General features: G+C 46.8%; 8 protein-coding genes, 2 tRNA genes and 5 rRNA genes. 11 read left to right on the top strand and 4 right to left on the bottom strand.

Going from position 1 to position 21,483, the window contains the following annotated elements; translation table 11 throughout:
- Positions 1-78 precede the first annotated feature (78 nt).
- The 9 genes from ACZ5V1_RS14610 to ACZ5V1_RS14570 all read left to right on the top strand — a co-directional run bounded on the left by ACZ5V1_RS14610 (position 79) and on the right by ACZ5V1_RS14570 (position 11,558).
- A 23S ribosomal RNA gene (locus tag ACZ5V1_RS14610) occupies positions 79-3,014 on the top strand.
- Between the two features lie 115 nt (positions 3,015-3,129).
- Positions 3,130-3,244, top strand: a 5S ribosomal RNA gene (gene rrf / locus ACZ5V1_RS14605).
- 1,064 nt (positions 3,245-4,308) lie between these two features.
- Positions 4,309-4,830 carry a DUF2867 domain-containing protein gene (locus ACZ5V1_RS14600; protein WP_464389453.1) on the top strand — a complete coding sequence of 174 codons (522 nt, stop codon included), beginning with the start codon at positions 4,309-4,311 and terminating at the stop codon, positions 4,828-4,830.
- 484 nt (positions 4,831-5,314) lie between these two features.
- A 16S ribosomal RNA gene (locus ACZ5V1_RS14595) occupies positions 5,315-6,856 on the top strand.
- A 164-nt stretch (positions 6,857-7,020) separates the two neighbouring features.
- A tRNA-Ile gene (locus tag ACZ5V1_RS14590) sits at positions 7,021-7,097 on the top strand.
- An 11-nt stretch (positions 7,098-7,108) separates the two neighbouring features.
- Positions 7,109-7,184 (top strand) — tRNA-Ala (locus tag ACZ5V1_RS14585).
- A gap of 161 nt (positions 7,185-7,345) precedes the next feature.
- A 23S ribosomal RNA gene (locus tag ACZ5V1_RS14580) occupies positions 7,346-10,281 on the top strand.
- 115 nt (positions 10,282-10,396) lie between these two features.
- Positions 10,397-10,511, top strand: a 5S ribosomal RNA gene (gene rrf / locus ACZ5V1_RS14575).
- Together the 16S, 23S and 5S rRNA genes with 2 tRNA genes alongside form the textbook arrangement of a ribosomal RNA operon.
- A gap of 837 nt (positions 10,512-11,348) precedes the next feature.
- Positions 11,349-11,558 carry a hypothetical protein gene (locus ACZ5V1_RS14570; protein ID WP_464389452.1) on the top strand — a complete coding sequence of 70 codons (210 nt, stop codon included), beginning with the start codon at positions 11,349-11,351 and terminating at the stop codon, positions 11,556-11,558.
- Between the two features lie 209 nt (positions 11,559-11,767).
- On the opposite strand, the gene ACZ5V1_RS14565 is transcribed toward ACZ5V1_RS14570, so the two are convergent.
- Positions 11,768-14,191, bottom strand: a complete 2,424-nt coding sequence (locus ACZ5V1_RS14565) for a methyl-accepting chemotaxis protein (protein WP_464389451.1) — start codon at positions 14,189-14,191, stop codon at positions 11,768-11,770.
- Between the two features lie 304 nt (positions 14,192-14,495).
- Here ACZ5V1_RS14565 and ACZ5V1_RS14560 point away from each other — a divergent pair, with 304 nt between their 5' ends.
- Positions 14,496-16,223 (top strand): cation:proton antiporter, encoded by a 1,728-nt coding sequence (locus ACZ5V1_RS14560; RefSeq protein WP_464389450.1) that lies wholly within the window; start codon positions 14,496-14,498, stop codon positions 16,221-16,223.
- Positions 16,224-16,229: 6 nt separating this feature from the next.
- Here the strand turns inward: ACZ5V1_RS14560 and ACZ5V1_RS14555 are convergent, their stop codons facing one another.
- From ACZ5V1_RS14555 to ACZ5V1_RS14545, 3 genes are read right to left on the bottom strand one after another with little or no spacing between them, the layout of a single operon-like run.
- Positions 16,230-17,252, bottom strand: coding sequence for a glycosyltransferase family 2 protein (locus tag ACZ5V1_RS14555; protein ID WP_464389449.1), 1,023 nt, complete (start codon positions 17,250-17,252; stop codon positions 16,230-16,232).
- Between the two features lie 46 nt (positions 17,253-17,298).
- Positions 17,299-17,976: a DUF47 domain-containing protein gene (locus ACZ5V1_RS14550; RefSeq protein WP_464389448.1), complete on the bottom strand. Its 678-nt coding sequence runs from the start codon at positions 17,974-17,976 to the stop codon at positions 17,299-17,301.
- A 37-nt stretch (positions 17,977-18,013) separates the two neighbouring features.
- Positions 18,014-19,249, bottom strand: a complete 1,236-nt coding sequence (locus ACZ5V1_RS14545; protein WP_464389447.1) for an inorganic phosphate transporter — start codon at positions 19,247-19,249, stop codon at positions 18,014-18,016.
- A gap of 162 nt (positions 19,250-19,411) precedes the next feature.
- On the opposite strand from ACZ5V1_RS14545, the gene ACZ5V1_RS14540 reads away from it, so the two are divergent.
- On the top strand, positions 19,412-21,208 hold the full coding sequence (locus tag ACZ5V1_RS14540) for an ATP-binding protein (RefSeq protein ID WP_464389446.1): 1,797 nt from the start codon (positions 19,412-19,414) through the stop codon (positions 21,206-21,208).
- Positions 21,209-21,483 lie beyond the last annotated feature (275 nt).

Raw genomic sequence — 21,483 nt, 5'->3', positions numbered from 1 at the left:
CAAGTATTATACTTGGCTGAAACCTTCGGGTTTCTGCTCTTTTACAATCGATAGGGACGGAAAAGAATGTCCGTAGAAAAATAAGTTATTAAGGGCAACTGGCGGATGCCTTGGCACTAGAAGGCGATGAAAGACGTGGTAGGCTGCGATATGCTATGGTGAGGAGCCAAACATCCTTTGACCCATAGATTTCTGAATGGGGAAACCCAGCGGGAGTTATGTCCCGTTATCTCTTTACTGAATACATAGGTTTAGAGAGGCTAACCGGGGGAAGTGAAACATCTCAGTACCCCGAGGAAAGGAAATCAAACGAGACTCTCTTAGTAGCGGCGAGCGAACGGGGAATAGCCCAAACCGTCATGTTTCGACATGGCGGGGTTGTAGGGCAGTCATCAAGTGATTCATTATTAGATAGGGGAACAAGCTGGGAAGCTTGACCGTAGAGGGTGAAAGTCCCGTACCTGAAGTCGAACATGACACTGACTGTTCCTGAGTACCGCGGAACACGAGAAACTCCGTGGGAATCTGGGAGGACCATCTTCCAAGGCTAAGTACTAACTAGTGACCGATAGTGAACCAGTACCGTGAGGGAAAGGTGAAAAGAACCCCTGTTAGGGGAGTGAAATAGAACCTGAAACCAGTTGCCTACAAGCTGTGGGAGCATCCTTGAGATGTGACCGCGTGCCTTTTGCATAATGAGTCAGCGAGTTAATCTACTGTGCAAGGTTAAGCGAAAGTGGAGCCGTAGCGAAAGCGAGTCTGATAAGGGCGACAAGTACAGTGGATTAGACCCGAAACCAGGTGATCTATCCATGAGCAGGTTGAAGCTCAGGTAAAACTGAGTGGAGGACCGAACCAGTATCGGTTGAAAACGATTTGGATGACTTGTGGATAGGGGTGAAAGGCCAATCAAACCTGGTGATAGCTGGTTCTCTCCGAAATATATTGAGGTATAGCCTCGAGGTAGTTTAACGGGGGTAGAGCACTGACAGGGCTAGGGGGCTCACCAGCTTACCAAACCCTATCAAACTCCGAATACCGTATAAATGATCCTCGGGAGTCAGACTGCGACTGAGAAGGGCCGTAGTCGAAAGGGAAACAGCCCAGACCGACAGCTAAGGCCTCCAAATCCATACTCAGTGGAAAAGGCGGTGGAATTTCCTAGACAGCCAGGAGGTTGGCTTAGAAGCAGCCATCCTTTAAAGAAAGCGTAATAGCTCACTGGTCTAGAGATTCTGCGCCGAAAATGTAACGGGGCTAAGTATGGTGCCGAAGCTTCGGATCAGCACTTTGTGCTGGTGGTAGGAGAGCGTTCTCTACTGGTTGAAGGTGTGCTGTGAAGCATGCTGGACGGTAGAGAAGTGATTATGCTGACATGAGTAACGATAAGATGGGTGAGAAACCCATCCGCCGTAAGCCCAAGGTTTCCGGGGTAAAGGTAATCTGCCCCGGGTTAGTCGGCCCCTAAGGCGAGGCTGAAAAGCGTAGTCGATGGGAAACAGGTTAATATTCCTGTACTTGTATAGATGTGCGATGGAGGGACGGAGTAGGATAGACACGCTGGCTGTTGGAATAGCCAGTGCAAGTGCGTAGGGTTGAGGTATAGGCAAATCCGTACCTCTACATGCCTGAGACACGATGCGGAGTTCGCAAGAACGTAAGGTGTTGAGTCCATGCTTCCAAGAAAAGCTTCTAAGTTTAGTCTATGCAAACCGTACCGCAAACCGACTCAGGTGGGCGGGATGAGTAATCCAAGGCGCTCGAGAGAACTGTAGTTAAGGAATTCGGCAAAATGACCCCGTAACTTCGGGATAAGGGGTGCTCCTTGTTGTTAGTTTCCTCGCGAAGCAAAGCAACGGAGAGCCGCAGAGAAATGGCGGTGGCGACTGTTTACTAAAAACATAGGTCTATGCAAAGTCGTAAGACGACGTATATGGACTGACGCCTGCCCGGTGCCGGAAGGTTAAGGGGAGTTGTTAGCTTCGGCGAAGCAGCGAACCGAAGCCCCGGTAAACGGCGGCCGTAACTATAACGGTCCTAAGGTAGCGAAATTCCTTGTCGGGTAAGTTCCGACCTGCACGAATGGCGTAACGATCTCCGCACTGTCTCAACTACAGACTCGGTGAAATTGAATTCGCGGTGAAAATGCCGTGTACCCGCAGCAAGACGGAAAGACCCTGTGCACCTTTACTATAGCTTGACATTGGGTTTTGGGCTAGCATGTGTAGGATAGGTGGGAGGCTTTGAAGCAGGCACGCCAGTGTTTGTGGAGCCAACCTTGAAATACCACCCTTGCTAGTCTAAGGCTCTAATCCTCTACCGTTATCCGGTTAGGAAACAGTGTCTGGTGGGTAGTTTGACTGGGGCGGTCGCCTCCTAAAGAGTAACGGAGGCATACAAAGGTTCGCTCAGACTGATTGGAAACCAGTCGTTGAGTGCAAACGCATAAGCGAGCTTGACTGTAAGAGAGACATCTCGAGCAGGAACGAAAGTTGGTGTTAGTGATCCGGTGGTTCCGCATGGAAGGGCCATCGCTCATTGGATAAAAGGTACGCCGGGGATAACAGGCTGATCGCGCCCAAGAGTTCACATCGACGGCGCGGTTTGGCACCTCGATGTCGGCTCATCACATCCTGGGGCTGAAGCAGGTCCCAAGGGTACGGCTGTTCGCCGTTTAAAGTGGTACGCGAGCTGGGTTTAAAACGTCGTGAGACAGTTTGGTCCCTATCTGCTGTGGGCGTAGGAGATTTGAAAGGAGTTGCCCCTAGTACGAGAGGACCGGGGTGAACGAACCTCTGGTGGGTCAGTTGTCGTGCCAACGGCATAGCTGAGTAGCTACGTTCGGAAGGGATAACCGCTGAAAGCATCTAAGCGGGAAGCCTCACTTAAGATAAGATCTCCCTCTCATTTATGAGCTAAAGGACCCTGGTAGACCACCAGGTTGATAGGCTGGGTGTGTAAGGGCAGTGATGCCTTCAGCTAACCAGTACTAATAGTCCGTGAGCCTTATTTTTCTACACTAAATCATTCTTTTCCTCCCTATTAGATTAATATTTTAGGGTTCGTCCTTTGACGTGGCAGTAAGGTAAATATTACCGCCTTTCCAAAGCACTGACCCGACATATTTTTCTTGGTGGCCATGGAGGTTGGGGTATACCCGATCCCATTCCGAACTCGGAAGTCAAGCCAACCATCGCCGATGATACTGCAGGGGAGCCTGTGGGAAAGTAGGTCGCTGCCAAGATTTATTTCAAAAAGCCCGTTAGCTTTATAGCTAACGGGCTTTTTCTGTTTGCATAACTAACCCTGCTTTCCCACAGGCGATAAGAGCCGCGGCGAAGCCGAAGAGCGCCCATCGGGCGCGAGGTTTGGTCCAAGGCGGAACGCCGCCAGCCAAACTATTCTATGACATCAGAAAGTGTTGATGCCTGTAGAGTGGAGCTTGGTTGATTCTTTGCTTTTCTCTTTGCTTTATTCTCCGCATTTCGTGTTTGAATAGGCAGTTGGGTTCTGATAATTGCATTTCAAGTTTTTTGGATTAAGAAGAAATTGATTACGTTGAGTTGTACGAAAGCCGTCTATCTTAAGATAGACGGCTTTTGTTGTTTTGATCTAGCTAGTATTGTTTTCATTTTTCAGTGCACAAGATGCTTCGGCTGTTTTGACTGATACCAAGTCCCAAGCTTTTCCTTTCCACGCTCCCGCGGGGGGACGGGAGATGCTAGCGCAGATCTAGCGTTGCATAAGCCATCCGTAATACTCGTTCCTCGCAAACGGCTGCCGCTACCTTTCCATTCCCCGAGCTTTAATGCGTGATCCCATGCGTCCTCTTTCTGAAATCATTCACGGAATGATCATGGTGGCACAGAATTTTTCCCAATAAAGTACTGAATACAAAAACAATGCCGTGAATAATCTCAGAAACGCAATATTTGAGTAGTAGGAGTGGGTGTAATCAGGGATGGTAGAGTCTTTCCTTTAATGTGGGAGATGAACACTTCAGATAGCATAACCATTTTTAGTTCTTTCCAGCTAACGCCTGCTGCTACCTCTCTATTTCCCGAGCTTAATATGTATGCAGGCATCGGTATCTCTTTCTTTCATGTCCCTCGGGACATCCACGGTGATTCAAAAGAAGCTCACTTTGCCTGATTAGGTAAAAAAACAAAGCTGAGAATAATGACTCAAACTCGAAAGGGGGAAGAAGGGAGACATATGTAATTGTCTAAATAGAAGTTGAAAGAGAAGTATCGCATTTCACAGTTGTTTGATGTATCAAATCGTAAACAAAAGCAGGGAGGTATCGTAATGAAAATTAAATCAAGCAACAAAAGTCCAGAGCGCTCAATAATCGCTAATCAGCTTTCAAGAGAGATTGATTATGTCGATTCATTTCAGGTGATAGTTCCTGATAAGAATGAATCAATTGATTATATAGCGACTTGCATTTTCTCATCACTGCCTGACTGGGGCGAAATGCTAATGGCTCTTCGCAATACTATTGTTAAACCATTTGGTCTTGAAGTTTCTGACGCTCGTCCGGAACGTATTAATGATCCAGAAGTGCAATACGAGATAGGTGATAAGGCTGTATTGTTTCCGGTTGTTGATAGGAATGGTTCAGAGATCGTGATGGCCAAAGATGATACACATCTTGATTTCAAATGTTCTGTGCTAGCAGAGAAGGCGGCAAATGAATTATGTATAGTTAGTCTAACAACAATTGTTTCTTTTCATAATAGGTTTGGACGACTGTACTTCAGTTTAATAAAGCCATTTCACAAACTGCTCATAAAGCAATGTCTAAAGGGCTACCTGAAGAGTGTTTAATGCTGCAACTGAAGTTTAAATTTGCTGAGTTAATCATAACAACTCGGAAAATTCACTTTAGCTCTAACTAGTCATTACAATTAATCAAAATTAAATAGTTAGTTAAATTCTATTAAAACAATAGGTTAAGAGTGTTTTTGTAAAAAGAACACAAAAAATCTTAAAAACATGTTGACGAAGAGGGCTGGTTTACATAGAACCTCTCTCGCTGCAACGAAGCGGCCCGCACGGGTCGGAACGAAGCAGATTGTTCATTTTCAATTAACGACGCAAAATCGAAAGACAACTTCTTCGAATTTAAATTCAAAAAGAGGTTGACTCCCGAAGTGAGATAAGGCAAAACGCTTTTCGCACCTCGGAAGACAACTGGTCTTTTGTCGTCGCTTTGAAACTCTTTGACAATTAAATAGCGAATCGGATTGATTTAGAGATCAGCTAGCGTTGTTCGTTGCTTCGGTAACGGACAATTCAATACAGAATTATTAAACTGGAGAGTTTGATTCTGGCTCAGATTGAACGCTGGCGGCGTGCCTAACACATGCAAGTCGAACGCGAAAGTCTCTTCGGAGACGAGTAGAGTGGCGCACGGGTGAGTAACGCGTGGATAATCTACCTATTGGTACGGGACAACAGTTGGAAACGACTGCTAATACCGTATACGCTGGAAACGGGAAAGGGGGCCTCTTCTTGAAAGCTCTCGCCAGTAGATGAGTCCGCGTTTCATTAGCTAGACGGTGGGGTAACGGCCTACCGTGGCAACGATGAATAGCAGGCCTGAGAGGGTGGCCTGCCACACTGGGACTGGAACACGGCCCAGACTCCTACGGGAGGCAGCAGTGGGGAATATTGCGCAATGGACGAAAGTCTGACGCAGCGACGCCGCGTGGAGGATGAAGGTTTTCGGATCGTAAACTCCTGTCAAGAGGGAAGAAACCTATTAAGAATAATACTCTTAGTAATTGACGGTACCTCTAGAGGAAGCACCGGCTAATTCAGTGCCAGCAGCCGCGGTAATACTGAAGGTGCAAGCGTTAATCGGAATCACTGGGCGTAAAGCGCTCGTAGGTGGCTTTGTAAGTCAGATGTGAAAGCCCACGGCTCAACCGTGGAATTGCATTTGATACTGCATCGCTAGAGTATAGGAGAGGGAAGTGGAATTTCTGGTGTAGGAGTGAAATCCGTAGAGATCAGAAGGAACACCGGTGGCGAAGGCGACTTCCTGGACTATTACTGACACTGAGGAGCGAAAGCGTGGGGAGCAAACAGGATTAGATACCCTGGTAGTCCACGCCGTAAACGATGGGTACTAAGTGTCGGAGGCTTGACCTTCGGTGCTGTAGTTAACGCGTTAAGTACCCCGCCTGGGGAGTACGGTCGCAAGGCTGAAACTCAAAGAAATTGACGGGGGCCCGCACAAGCGGTGGAGTATGTGGTTTAATTCGATGCAACGCGAAGAACCTTACCCAGGCTTGACATCCTGCGAATGTCCTAGAAATTAGACAGTGCCCTTCGGGGAATGCAGTGACAGGTGCTGCATGGCTGTCGTCAGCTCGTGCCGTGAGGTGTTGGGTTAAGTCCCGCAACGAGCGCAACCCCTATCCTTAGTTGCCATCAAGTAATGTTGGGCACTCTAGGGAGACTGCCCGGGTTAACCGGGAGGAAGGTGGGGACGACGTCAAGTCATCATGGCCCTTACGCCTGGGGCTACACACGTACTACAATGGTGCATACAAAGGGTTGCGATACCGTGAGGTGGAGCTAATCCCATAAAGTGCATCCCAGTCCGGATAGGAGTCTGCAACTCGACTCCTTGAAGTCGGAATCGCTAGTAATCCTGGATCAGCATGCCAGGGTGAATGCGTTCCCGGGCCTTGTACACACCGCCCGTCACACCACGAAAGTTGGTTCTACCCGAAACCAGTGAGCTAACCAGCAATGGAGGCAGCTGTCTACGGTGGGGCTGATGATTGGGGTGAAGTCGTAACAAGGTAGCCGTAGGGGAACCTGCGGCTGGATCACCTCCTTTAAAGAAAAAAAATCCGATTCGCTATTTAATTGCAAAGAGTTTTGCGTTGACCAACTTATGGTCGCATGCTCTTTACAACTAAATGACACAGCAACTTCCTAATGAGGAAGACTGCTGTAACTAAAGTACCGCCGGCAGGCGATTCTTTTGTCATTAGGCTGAATGGGCCTGTAGCTCAGTTGGTTAGAGCGCACGCCTGATAAGCGTGAGGTCGGAAGTTCAAATCTTCCCAGGCCCACCATCTACCCAAGTGGGGGCGTAGCTCAGCTGGGAGAGCACCTGCCTTGCACGCAGGGGGTCAACGGTTCAATCCCGTTCGCCTCCACCATTTTGGTGGAACAGCATACAGTTCTTTTACAAGTAAATTTTTGGTAGTCGTCATTACTTAAATGATAAGTAGTGGTTACAATCCAAGTATTATACTTGGCTGAAACCTTCGGGTTTCTGCTCTTTTACAATCGATAGGGACGGAAAAGAATGTCCGTAGAAAAATAAGTTATTAAGGGCAACTGGCGGATGCCTTGGCACTAGAAGGCGATGAAAGACGTGGTAGGCTGCGATATGCTATGGTGAGGAGCCAAACATCCTTTGACCCATAGATTTCTGAATGGGGAAACCCAGCGGGAGTTATGTCCCGTTATCTCTTTACTGAATACATAGGTTTAGAGAGGCTAACCGGGGGAAGTGAAACATCTCAGTACCCCGAGGAAAGGAAATCAAACGAGACTCTCTTAGTAGCGGCGAGCGAACGGGGAATAGCCCAAACCGTCATGTTTCGACATGGCGGGGTTGTAGGGCAGTCATCAAGTGATTCATTATTAGATAGGGGAACAAGCTGGGAAGCTTGACCGTAGAGGGTGAAAGTCCCGTACCTGAAGTCGAACATGACACTGACTGTTCCTGAGTACCGCGGAACACGAGAAACTCCGTGGGAATCTGGGAGGACCATCTTCCAAGGCTAAGTACTAACTAGTGACCGATAGTGAACCAGTACCGTGAGGGAAAGGTGAAAAGAACCCCTGTTAGGGGAGTGAAATAGAACCTGAAACCAGTTGCCTACAAGCTGTGGGAGCATCCTTGAGATGTGACCGCGTGCCTTTTGCATAATGAGTCAGCGAGTTAATCTACTGTGCAAGGTTAAGCGAAAGTGGAGCCGTAGCGAAAGCGAGTCTGATAAGGGCGACAAGTACAGTGGATTAGACCCGAAACCAGGTGATCTATCCATGAGCAGGTTGAAGCTCAGGTAAAACTGAGTGGAGGACCGAACCAGTATCGGTTGAAAACGATTTGGATGACTTGTGGATAGGGGTGAAAGGCCAATCAAACCTGGTGATAGCTGGTTCTCTCCGAAATATATTGAGGTATAGCCTCGAGGTAGTTTAACGGGGGTAGAGCACTGACAGGGCTAGGGGGCTCACCAGCTTACCAAACCCTATCAAACTCCGAATACCGTATAAATGATCCTCGGGAGTCAGACTGCGACTGAGAAGGGCCGTAGTCGAAAGGGAAACAGCCCAGACCGACAGCTAAGGCCTCCAAATCCATACTCAGTGGAAAAGGCGGTGGAATTTCCTAGACAGCCAGGAGGTTGGCTTAGAAGCAGCCATCCTTTAAAGAAAGCGTAATAGCTCACTGGTCTAGAGATTCTGCGCCGAAAATGTAACGGGGCTAAGTATGGTGCCGAAGCTTCGGATCAGCACTTTGTGCTGGTGGTAGGAGAGCGTTCTCTACTGGTTGAAGGTGTGCTGTGAAGCATGCTGGACGGTAGAGAAGTGATTATGCTGACATGAGTAACGATAAGATGGGTGAGAAACCCATCCGCCGTAAGCCCAAGGTTTCCGGGGTAAAGGTAATCTGCCCCGGGTTAGTCGGCCCCTAAGGCGAGGCTGAAAAGCGTAGTCGATGGGAAACAGGTTAATATTCCTGTACTTGTATAGATGTGCGATGGAGGGACGGAGTAGGATAGACACGCTGGCTGTTGGAATAGCCAGTGCAAGTGCGTAGGGTTGAGGTATAGGCAAATCCGTACCTCTACATGCCTGAGACACGATGCGGAGTTCGCAAGAACGTAAGGTGTTGAGTCCATGCTTCCAAGAAAAGCTTCTAAGTTTAGTCTATGCAAACCGTACCGCAAACCGACTCAGGTGGGCGGGATGAGTAATCCAAGGCGCTCGAGAGAACTGTAGTTAAGGAATTCGGCAAAATGACCCCGTAACTTCGGGATAAGGGGTGCTCCTTGTTGTTAGTTTCCTCGCGAAACAAAGCAACGGAGAGCCGCAGAGAAATGGCGGTGGCGACTGTTTACTAAAAACATAGGTCTATGCAAAGTCGTAAGACGACGTATATGGACTGACGCCTGCCCGGTGCCGGAAGGTTAAGGGGAGTTGTTAGCTTCGGCGAAGCAGCGAACCGAAGCCCCGGTAAACGGCGGCCGTAACTATAACGGTCCTAAGGTAGCGAAATTCCTTGTCGGGTAAGTTCCGACCTGCACGAATGGCGTAACGATCTCCGCACTGTCTCAACTACAGACTCGGTGAAATTGAATTCGCGGTGAAAATGCCGTGTACCCGCAGCAAGACGGAAAGACCCTGTGCACCTTTACTATAGCTTGACATTGGGTTTTGGGCTAGCATGTGTAGGATAGGTGGGAGGCTTTGAAGCAGGCACGCCAGTGTTTGTGGAGCCAACCTTGAAATACCACCCTTGCTAGTCTAAGGCTCTAATCCTCTACCGTTATCCGGTTAGGAAACAGTGTCTGGTGGGTAGTTTGACTGGGGCGGTCGCCTCCTAAAGAGTAACGGAGGCATACAAAGGTTCGCTCAGACTGATTGGAAACCAGTCGTTGAGTGCAAACGCATAAGCGAGCTTGACTGTAAGAGAGACATCTCGAGCAGGAACGAAAGTTGGTGTTAGTGATCCGGTGGTTCCGCATGGAAGGGCCATCGCTCATTGGATAAAAGGTACGCCGGGGATAACAGGCTGATCGCGCCCAAGAGTTCACATCGACGGCGCGGTTTGGCACCTCGATGTCGGCTCATCACATCCTGGGGCTGAAGCAGGTCCCAAGGGTACGGCTGTTCGCCGTTTAAAGTGGTACGCGAGCTGGGTTTAAAACGTCGTGAGACAGTTTGGTCCCTATCTGCTGTGGGCGTAGGAGATTTGAAAGGAGTTGCCCCTAGTACGAGAGGACCGGGGTGAACGAACCTCTGGTGGGTCAGTTGTCGTGCCAACGGCATAGCTGAGTAGCTACGTTCGGAAGGGATAACCGCTGAAAGCATCTAAGCGGGAAGCCTCACTTAAGATAAGATCTCCCTCTCATTTATGAGCTAAAGGACCCTGGTAGACCACCAGGTTGATAGGCTGGGTGTGTAAGGGCAGTGATGCCTTCAGCTAACCAGTACTAATAGTCCGTGAGCCTTATTTTTCTACACTAAATCATTCTTTTCCTCCCTATTAGATTAATATTTTAGGGTTCGTCCTTTGACGTGGCAGTAAGGTAAATATTACCGCCTTTCCAAAGCACTGACCCGACATATTTTTCTTGGTGGCCATGGAGGTTGGGGTATACCCGATCCCATTCCGAACTCGGAAGTCAAGCCAACCATCGCCGATGATACTGCAGGGGAGCCTGTGGGAAAGTAGGTCGCTGCCAAGATTTATTTCAAAAAGCCCGTTAGCTTTATAGCTAACGGGCTTTTTCTGTTTGTATAGCTCAACCTACTTTCCCACAGGTGGTGAGCGCCTGCCAAGGCGCGAGGTTTGGTCTAAGGCGGTACGCCGCAAGCCAAACTATTCTATGAAATCAAAAAGTGTTGATGCCAGTAGAGTGGAGCTTGGTTGATTCTTTATCTTTGCTTGTCCGTGAATTTTTGAAAAGCCGTCTATCCTATGATAGACGGCTTTTGTTGTTTTAAGTGCACAAGATGATCCAGCTGTTTTGACTGATTCTGAGTCCCAAGCTTTTTCTTTCCACGCTCCCGCGAGGGGACGGGGTGAGCAAGCTCTCACCCCTTTCCATTCCCCGAGCTTTAACGCGTGCTCCCATACATCCTCTTTCCGTCAAGATTCTCGGAATATTCACGGTGACTCAAGAGAAGCTCGTTTTGCATCCTCAGGTACGAAAAACAATGCCGAGAATAATGACTCCAACCCGAAGGAGTAAATTAGAGGGAGTTCGTCCCATTTATGAAGATCCTTTGCGTGGTTGCTGTTCAAGATGTGTGTGATCGCTTCACAGTGTTAATAGTCATTGCAATGGCCGTTCGGAGCTAGAGAATGCCTGAAACCTCTCAACACCCCCCGCTTTAACACGTGATGCCATACGTCCATTTTCTAAGATTCGTAATTGAATGATTACGATGGGCAGCATTTTTCCAATGGAGTACTGAACACAAAAAACAATGCCGTGAATAATCTCAGAAACGCGATATTCGGGATAGTCGTAGAAGTGAGTGTCATCAGGGATGGTAGGGTGTTTCCTTTAATGAGGGAGATGAACTCACCAGTTAACATAACCATTTTTAGTTCTTTCCAGCTAGCGGCTGCTACTACCTCTCTATTTGCCGAGCTTAATACGCATGCAGGCATCGGTATCTCTTTCTTTCATAGCCCTCAGGATATCCACGGTGCCTCTAAATATGTTCACCTTGCCTACTCAAGTACTATAAAGATTATCTATAATACTGACTCCAAGTCGAAGTAACTGATGTGGAGAAGCGTCTTGTTTCTGAAGTTGTTATCGGGTGTGCTTCTAGCTCAAGGTGGGGCATTGTGCATGTTCTGGAAGCGTTGCATCCATTTCTATCCGATTTGATGAGGCACCCTTCTCGTCATATATTTAGTATTTAACTCCATCCATCAAGATGGCATTCACTTAATATAAAAAAAGGCAGACCGAGGTCTGCCTTTTCATTATTTCATAGCATAGATTATATTTCGTAACTCTTCGAAGGATGCCTTAACCTCCGTTATTCGTAGTGTCGCGCTTTGCATTGCGGTGTACGTTTCTTCGGCTATTGTTCCGATGTCGCTTGCAGTTCGAGCCACTTGCTCGGTTGCAGCCGATTGCTGTTCTGCTGCTGTTGCAATACCGGTAACCATTTGACTGGTAGATTCTGTCATGGTGCGGATTCCAGTAAGTGCTTCTTCTGTATCCTTGGCTCGCGCTACGTTGTTTCCAGCTTCAGTATCAACTTTTTTAATAGAAGCTGCACAATTTCTTGTTCCGTTTTGAATAGCGGTCACAGCCGAGTCAACCTCGCTGGTTGCAGACATGGTTTTCTCTGCCAGTTTTCGTACTTCGTCAGCAACTACAGAGAAGCCTCTTCCAGCTTCGCCAGCTCTTGCTGCTTCGATTGCAGCATTAAGAGCAAGAAGGTTGGTCTGGTCGGCAATGTCGTTGATGATTTCCATTACATTACCAATGCCATCGGCGTGCTCTGTAAGTTTGTCGATATCGTCACTCATAGTTGCAATAAGCTTCTGCAGCGAATGAATTGAGTGCATGGACTCCTGTACTATTCCTGCACCGTTATCTGCATTTTCTTTTGTAATTTGCGCTGTGTTAGCTGTTTGGCTTGAGTTGGAGGCAATCTCCTGCACAGTTGCACTTAATTCATCGATGGCTGTAATGGTTTCGAGAAGATATGCTTTTTGTTTTTCGGTTCGAGTATTAGATTCTTCAACATTTTCTGTGAGCAGACGTAAGATATCTTCTGTTTTGTCTGAAAGTGCATGGGCATGAGTGGCTGCAGTTTCAATTTCTTTTTTGTTCGCTTCCATTTCTTTCTGACGCGCTTTTAATTCTGATACGTTGTTCCAGAATGTAATGCCGCCGGTTACATTTCCTTCTGCGTCTAGCAATGGCACAACATCTATGACCAACTCATAATTTTTTCCAATTGCGTTAGTGTATGAGAAGTCTCTGTTGATACATGGTGCTTTATCCTTCATTACGTCGATCAGAATTACGTGGTGACTAGGATCATCAAAAAGGAATTTTGAAATGTTCCAGCCTGCAAAATCTTCAACATTGCCATTTCGACCCGTAATCTCAATCATGTAGTTGTTGCAGCTTTGTAATTCCATTTTTGCGTTAACAACTGCATATGGATTTTGAATACCGTTCAGAAGCCCCTGCATGAAGCTCATTTTATCCTGAAGTTCGCCAATGACTGTAACGTTCATATTTCGAAGAGAATCTGCAAGAGTGCCTAGCTCTGTTGTACTCTTAAAGGCGAGTTGGGCATTGAGGTTACCGTTTTCAATCTGACTTGCGTATTCGCCTATTTCGGCAAGCGGCTTCGTAACGAAAAATCTTGTGAGTAGGTACAATAGCAGACCAAGCGCAATGAGCAGCCCAGCACCTGCGTACTGCATGGCGATTGCGGTCTTATGAGAGCCTGCAGTAATTTCACTTTCAGCCTGAGTGGCGCATAAAATCCACTCATGTAGAATATTACCTTTTGAGATTGAAATTGGCTGTACGAGGTATTTGTACTTTTCTGAGGTGGCGTCTGTTGAAAAGAAGTTATCCTGCCCGCCCAGAATCTTTTGGATATAGCCGGTGTGATCTCCAAGGTCTTTTTTGAGGATCATGTCGGGATTTTTATGAGCAATAAAGATCCCTCTGGAGTCGATGAAAAAGAGCGAGCCGGTTTTTCCGATTTTTGAGTTATTGATAAACTTGTTCGTAAAGTAGTCCATTTGCGGCGCAAGAATAACACTGCCAACATGCTTGCTGTTGTCATAAACCGGAATTGATATAACAAAAATAGGATTACCACGAAGAATGCTCGGGTAGACCTGGCTAATGAAATACTCTTTTCCGGATCGGGATGCTTTAATAAATGAAAGCTGTGCGCCACCCTTGCCAATTGTTTTTCCGCCTACTGTATCAGTAAAGAATGTGCCGTCTTTAATGACACGGCTTTTTCCATTTACTGTGACAGAAAAGCTTTTTCCCTTGGGTAAATGCGCGGCAAGTGGAATGTTTTCATAAAAACCGTATTTATTGTGATAGGTTTGAAGATATTTTTGTGCTTTATCAACCAGCTCACTGTCTTCCGGATTTTTACATGCTTCTATTACAGTAGGCGACTTGGCCATGATCTGTGCAAGATTTATCTGCGCATTTGTCCAATCTTCTAATACATTGGCTACATGTTCGAGTGTTCGTCTGTTAGAAGTAGTGTTTTGAGCGAGTTCCGTCTCTTGTTGAGATCTTAAAAAGTAAGCACTTACTATAGATATAGACAATAATAAGATACAAAAGACGCACCCGATGTACCGAAATGCTAATGTTTTCCAAAAATTACCTTTCACTACACCCTCCATGAAAGACTTTTATAATACAGTTTTTAGTTATGTCCCATATTCACTAATGTAATTAATATAAGTATATTAGTGTCCTATGTCATATCGGCAGATGGACTGTTTTGTTAAGGGGAATGCAAGTAATACTTCCCAATTTGCTGTAAATACTTCCTTCGTGTGAAAGGTATAACATTGCTATTATCCTATAGCGTTGAGCAAATGTTGTGGTTCAACATATCCTTGGGACTCTTTTAAATCCCTACTAGTATGAGATGTTGGTAGGTTTAGAACTTTTTCGGTGGGATATTTTGCAAAGGGTTCCTTAATGGGTATAGCAACTGACCTTATTACCGTAATGCTTGCTGCGCTGTTGGGCGCTATTATTGCTCGTGCGCTGAAGCAGCCATATATTCTCGGCTATATCCTTGGTGGGATGCTTGTTGGTCCATACACTGCCGGTCCGACAGTTTCTGGTGACGGGCAACATAATATTGAGTTGCTTTCTAATATTGGCGTTGCGCTTTTGTTGTTTGCCTTGGGGCTGGACTTCACTTTGAAGAAACTGAAGCCGGTTCGAGTCATTGCTCTTATCGGAACTCCAACTCAGGTTGCCTTGACCATGGCGGCAGGGTGGGGAATTGCTTACTATGTTCTAGAGTGGACAAGCATTCAGGCTGTGTGGTTTGGCGCGTTCATGGCGTTTTCCAATACTATGATGATATTGAAGACACTTGAGAACCGTGGGCAAATGGGGACGTACATCAGCGCAATCATGGTCGGTATCCTCATCATGCAAGATATCTGTACTATTCCGCTGCTCGTTATCTTGCCTACACTGAGTATGGTGGGCGAAGGACTGCTTCCCGTTGCATGGGCGTTAGGGAAGGGAGCACTTTTTCTTGTAGCGATGTTTGTTTTAGGAACACGGCTTATTCCTTGGGTGCTCTCCATTGTTGCGAGTGCTCAATCGAGAGAGTTGTTTATGCTTGCCTGCTCTACAATTGGGCTTGGTGTCGGGTATGCTACCTTTTTGCTTGGGTTGTCTTTTCCTTTCGGTGCGTTTGTTGCAGGCGTGCTTATTAGTGAATCTGACTATGCGCGTCAGGCTCTGGGGGATATTGCCCCCATGCGCGATCTGTTCTGTATGCTTTTCTTTGCTTCAATAGGCATGCTCATTAATTTTGGATTCATCATCGAGAACATAATTCCAGTATTGGAGCTTACCGTTGCCATTATTCTTGTAAAAGGCTTCATCTTCTGGCTGGTAGCTACCATATTAAGAATACGTCAGCAGAAGGCGTTGATGATTGGTTTTGGGATGTATTCAATTGGTGAGTTGTCTTTTTTGCTGGCGAGTATTGCAGAGGAATCTCAAATCATAACGGATAAACAGTATTCGTTGATACTCGCGGCAGCCATATTAACAATGTTGCTCACTCCGTTGACGTTTAAGATTGCGCCTTTGGCGTACAAGCTATGTAAGAAAGCATTTCGTCTCGAAAACATCGAAACAGAATCCTATCAGGCTAGTGGTAGAAAAGATCATGTAATTATTGTGGGATCAGGACGGGTGGGGGTTGCTATTGCGAGTATTTTAACAGAATTCTTAATTCCGTTTGTGATGATCGAATATAATCTTCCGGCTTTTTTGGCCGCAAAACAGAAAGGGTATCCCATTATCTTTGGCGATGCCGCTGTACAGGAAGTGTATGACACTGCTGATCCAGCAGATGCTCAGCTGACTCTTGTGACAGCTCCGGCTACAACTGGTTGTTTTCCGCTTATTCAGAATATTCGTTCCAGATATTCGAATATGAAGATTATTGCGAGCGTGAACTCGGATGATCAGATTGAACAGTTAAAGGCGTGCGGTGTCGACGTGATGATTAATCCAATACTTGAAGCGAGTCTGGAAATGACAAGGCTTGCGCTGGAACATTTTGATGTCGAGGACAGGAATATTGGAAGCATGCTCTCAGCGTATCGAATTAAACAATACACTTCAGGGCAGTTGCTTCCGCAGATCGATGAGACGGAGGGAAATAGTTCGTAAATGCGGCTATGAGGCCAGAATATAATCTCTTCCAAGGGTATATCCCTTAGTTTTTAAAAATTCTTCAAGCTGATCGTTCGCATCATGTCCTGCAAGATACGCCACAGCAAAACAATGTTCCTGATCCAGAATTTCCCTGCCTGCCACACGCTTTCCATTTACAATGTTGCCTATCTTATTTGGGTCAACATCAATCCACCCCGTGATGACAACACCGCTTTGCTCAAGCAGAAGCGCACGGTTCCGGCTGGTTTTACTTGCGCCGATGACGTAAATCTTTCTGTCTGGTGAAACATTGTTATGAAGCCAGTCCGCAAGGTAGGGAGATTTCATTTTATAGAAGTTATCTGTTGTGCACTGTTCGCCGGTACGGGAAAGCCTGTTCGGGGGATCATTCCATACGACTAACGTGGACGGAAGCTTTGCAGCTTTGATTCCAAGGGACATCCAGCGGAGCCACAGTTCGTAATCTTCCGGTAAGTTGCCGGTTTTGTACCCCCCGAAACGTTCTACGAGTTCGGTTCGATACATGGTGCTGGGGTGTGCAAAAGGTGCTTCCTGAAAACGTCTCAGTCTAAGCTCTTCTGGCTCCAGGAGAGTATTCGTCCAATCCACGTAGCGGGCATATCCTGCCGCAGTATCTCTGTTACCACCAAATTCTACACGCGTACCTAAGATGCCTATCTCCGGATGTCCGTGCATGTAGGCAACTTGTTGTGCCAGACGTTCCGGCATGGAGTAGTCGTCAGCGTCCATGCGTGCGATGAGTCGAGCACGAACTTTGGACAGTCCTGCATTGGCAGCAGCGGCTACGCCGGAGTGCGGTATGGTGAAGCCCAGCACGCGTTCATCCTGCGCAACATATCCTTTGATGATCTCCAGTGTGAAATCTGTGGAGCCGTCATCAACGAGGATAAGTTCAAAGTCGCTGAATGTCTGAGCGAGAATGCTGTCTATAGCTGTGGCAAGAGTGTCTGCACCATTAAAAACGGGCATAACGACGGATACGGAGGGGGTATATGTATTCATAGAATAAAAAAATGCCTGCGATGCATGGCATCGCAGGCATTATGCTTTATCTAACGATCATAGCGCGCAGCATGTCGCTACAATTTTCAGAGTTGTGACTCATGTCGAAGAGACAATCTACAAACTTCATGAGCTGGTAGACTTCTTTAAAGTCACGATCGAGGTCATATAGTTCCGCCATGACGTTTTGTTTCATGCGGAATACGTTGCGCTGCTGTGCGCGGATGCCTCGGAAATGTTCTTTAGTCTTCTGGCGGTTTACAGCGACAGTACCTTGAACGAGGTCGATGGTTGCTTCAAGAGCTACCTTCAACATTTCAATGGTTTTAGCCACTTCGTACAGGTAATCAAGAAGAAGCTTCTGCATGTCTTCTTCAATTGCCAGACGGTGCATACCAAGCCAGTTCAATGCTTCCTGACCAGAGTCGAGGATGTTATCCTGACTGCGGGTGTAGTTGATGAACAGAGTCTTATCCACTGGCATAAACAGGCCATGCGGAAGGTGGTTACGGATATTACGTTTAATCTTATCCGCATGGTATTCAGCATCATCCACTTCTTGCTGCAGGGAATAGAATTCTCTGCAAGCGCCACCGGTAATGTAGCATTCCATGGATTCGTGAATAAGCCCCATGCCTTTCTCAATCTGCCCGTAGTGCTCGAGCAGTCCGCTCATCGGAGTGCGGTCGGATAACATTCCAAAGAATGGAACGCGAAATTTCATTGCAGTTTCCTCCTAAGAATCTAGCGGTAAAAAACTTTTAAAGAATCGTCCACTTAAGCAACTGGAAAATAACAATACTGCTCAGTGCTGCAATTGGCACTGTGAGTACCCAGTAGAGAACGATTTTAAATAAAATCTGAAAGTTGACGGTACCAAAACCGCGGGCCACACCAACACCTACAATTGAGCCAACAGAAGCATGTGTTGTAGAAACAGGCATGCCGAGGTTGGAAGCAATAAGTACAGTGGTTGCTGCGCCAAAATCTACGGCAAAGCCACGAGTGTTGTTAAGCGTGGTAATTTTGGTGCCTACGGTGTCCATAACTTTATAACCCAGAACTGAAATACCAAGAGTGATGCCTAGACCACCTATGATAAGCAGCCAAAGAGGAACCTCTGCAGTGCTGAGCAGTGCATGATCGCGTGCAATCATATAGATAGCAGCTACTGGACCGATAGCGTTTGCGACGTCGTTGGCGCCCTGAGAAACCGCAACGTAGCAGGAGGTGCCCACCTGCATTTTACGGAACAGTCCTTCAACAGCTTCAGATTCTTCGTCAACTTTTGGAATAAGTTTATGAATAAAGCTTCTGGCAATACACCAGAAAAATGCGGTAACAACAGGGGCAATGTAGGAAGCATCCCACCATGTAAGGTGCAGGTTCTTGCCGAATGGTGTCTTAAACAGGAAAGATAAGAACACCAAGGTACATGTAAGTGCAATCCAGAACGGAGCCCACTTGCGCGCTTGCATAAGCATTTGGCTTCGAAACAGGATTCGTTTGCGGATTGATGAGAAGATAAGTCCAGCAATTACAGCACCAAATAATGGTGATATAATCCAAGATAGAACAACAAAGCCCAGTGTGCCCCAGTTAACCACTTCCGGCCCGCCGACAACTATACCAAAGCCGAGGATAGACCCGACAATAGAATGAGTGGAAGAAACAGGAAGTGCTGTGAGCGTTGCAACGAGAACCCAGAGTCCTGCAGATAATAATGCTGCAAACATACCGACCATAAGAACCTTAGGGTCAGTAATCATTTCCGGGTTGATAATCCCTTTAGAAATTGTCTTGGTAACCTGAGCACCAAGAAAAACTGCGCCTGCGAAGTTAAGAACACCCGCAATAAGCACAGCTTGTTTGACAGTGATGGCTTTAGCACCAACTGCAGACGCCATTGAGTTAGCAACGTCGTTTGCACCAAGGTTGAACGCCATCATAAAACCGGCTAGTACAGCCAGTACAAGGAAAACAGTATATATATCCATACTTTTGGAGATTCCGAATGTTTTGTTTTCTTTCGCAGCAAACCGATACTTTTGAGTAAGCTGGAAAAGGCAACACTATTGTCAAAATCAATTCCGCACCGTACTGTCGCGATGTAACATAACAGCCATACAATTGCCACAATGTAGCGGATAATAAATACCATGAACAACTATTCCATCCGTAACAGACTCTTAACAGGAATGTTCCTGCTTTTAATGGTCGCGCTCATTCCTCCGTTTTACTATTTTGATTCGTCATTACGAACAGATATCCTTCGCGATGCCAAAGGTAGAGCGGTTACCTATCTAAATACGGTCGCGTGGACGACGCACGGAAATACTTTCACCAGCATACAGGAATTTGATGGCTGGCTAAAGGCGCTTTCTCGTCATCTGAATGTACGCGTGACCTACATTGCTGAAGGTAATGTCATTGCTGATACAAATGTTCCGTATGCTGAAATTTCTCAGTTGCCTTCTCACGCCAATAGACCGGAAGTGCTCACGGCACTGAGCGGTAAAACGGGTGTTGAAGTGCGTTATTCCACTACAATCCGTAAAGATTTAATCTATGCAGCGCAAATTGAAGAAGCTCAGGGAATTATTCCTGCTGGCGTATTGCGTGTTGCTATTCCGGCATCTTCGGCAAGCGAGCGCTTAAACAGGCTCGAAGCGGGGATGATATGGGTATTTATTTTCACCACGTTCGGCACGGTTCTTTTCGGATACCTTGTTACAAGGCCATTCCTTATTTCTATCCGACGGCTGGCAAGTACAGCACAATCAATCGGACTTGGTCAGTATCAGCGGCGAATTCGAACATATCCGGGGACGGAGTTTGAACCTCTAGTCACTGCTATTAACGACATGGCGCAGAATATCGAAATGCATCTGCGGATGGTTGTTGATCAGAAGAACCGTCTGGAAGCTGTGTTTGACGGGATGACGGAAGGCGTTATGGTGCTGGATGAACGCGGTAGGATTCATTCCTGCAATACGGCGTTTATTACCATGTTGCGTTGTATGGATGGTTGTGAAGGCAGAAGTGTTATCGAAGCCACAATGCAGCCGGACTTGCAGCAGGCAGTGGATGACATTCTGGCATCTCCTATTCCTAAAAATGCTAATCTGGTTCTGGAATTACCGGATTCAGTCTATCTTTCTGTGAACCTTGTACCGTTCCGTGACCGTCAGGAAGCCCGAAAAATGGTTCTGGTGTTCCATGATGTGAGTGAGCGTGAGCAACTGGAGCGGGTACGCCGTGACTTTGTGGCAAACGTTTCCCATGAGCTTAAGACACCGCTTACGAGTATTAAGGGATACGCAGAGACGTTGATTGATGCGCCAGAGGCTCCGCACTCCACAGCGGTGAAGTTTCTCAATACGATTTTACGTAACGCTGACCATATGACCAAAATGGTGAACTCGTTACTTGTTCTTGCTCGTTCCCAGCATAATAAAGATAGCAGTCAGCTTACAGCTGTCGATGGCTGTGGAGTTGTAGAAGAGACTGTGCGCGATATGCTGCCAGCGGCTTTTGAAAAGAATATTACGCTTCAAGATCATGTTGAAAAGGATGATATCGACGTTATTGCGGATGCTGACGGGCTGGGTGAGGTGCTTCGTAACCTTATAGATAACGCCATTAAGTACAGTCCTCGGGACTCAACCGTCTCTGTCGGTTTGCATTTACGCGATGGGTTGGCATCTTTTAGCGTGCGTGATGAAGGTTCAGGTATTCCAGCAGAGAGTCAGAGCAGGATTTTCGAAAGATTCTACAGGCTCGAAAATGAAGAATCTCCAGTGGCGAAAGATGGAAGTGCCGGACTCGGGCTTGCCATTTGTCGCAGGATCATTCGGTCTTATGGTGGTGACATCTGGGTTGAATCCCCAGTAAATTCCACCGAGGGCACCGGAGCTGCCTTTATATTTACGTTAAAGAAAGCATATCGCAGATAACATGCTAATCTAATTAAAAGTACCGCTAACCGCCGAGTTATATAACTCGGCGGTTTTTCTTTGTGCAGTAAGAGGCACTGCCTAAAATAAATGCGAGGGTAAAAACGCTAAAAGTGTTGCCAGTAGCGGATCAAGTGCATAAAAGGGGGCAGCGCAACCTTTGGGGTAGTGCTCTTATTGAATGTGTAAGCACGAATTCTTCTTCGTGGAGACGCTGCCTTGTGTGCAGGTCGGTCACGAGCTCAGTTCAAAAACGAGTGTAAGAGTTTGAAATG

Source organism: Halodesulfovibrio oceani subsp. galateae, from assembly GCF_055397225.1.
This window is presented reverse-complemented; position numbering and strand designations above follow the sequence as displayed.

Coding starts and splice junctions, on each gene's coding strand:
- ACZ5V1_RS14600 (WP_464389453.1), top strand. CDS start 4,309: ATGAAAATTAAATCAAGCAACAAAAGTCCAGAGCGCTCAATAATCGCT.
- ACZ5V1_RS14570 (WP_464389452.1), top strand. CDS start 11,349: ATGAACTCACCAGTTAACATAACCATTTTTAGTTCTTTCCAGCTAGCG.
- ACZ5V1_RS14565 (WP_464389451.1), bottom strand. CDS start 14,191: ATGGAGGGTGTAGTGAAAGGTAATTTTTGGAAAACATTAGCATTTCGG.
- ACZ5V1_RS14560 (WP_464389450.1), top strand. CDS start 14,496: ATGGGTATAGCAACTGACCTTATTACCGTAATGCTTGCTGCGCTGTTG.
- ACZ5V1_RS14555 (WP_464389449.1), bottom strand. CDS start 17,252: ATGAATACATATACCCCCTCCGTATCCGTCGTTATGCCCGTTTTTAAT.
- ACZ5V1_RS14550 (WP_464389448.1), bottom strand. CDS start 17,976: ATGAAATTTCGCGTTCCATTCTTTGGAATGTTATCCGACCGCACTCCG.
- ACZ5V1_RS14545 (WP_464389447.1), bottom strand. CDS start 19,249: ATGGATATATATACTGTTTTCCTTGTACTGGCTGTACTAGCCGGTTTT.
- ACZ5V1_RS14540 (WP_464389446.1), top strand. CDS start 19,412: ATGAACAACTATTCCATCCGTAACAGACTCTTAACAGGAATGTTCCTG.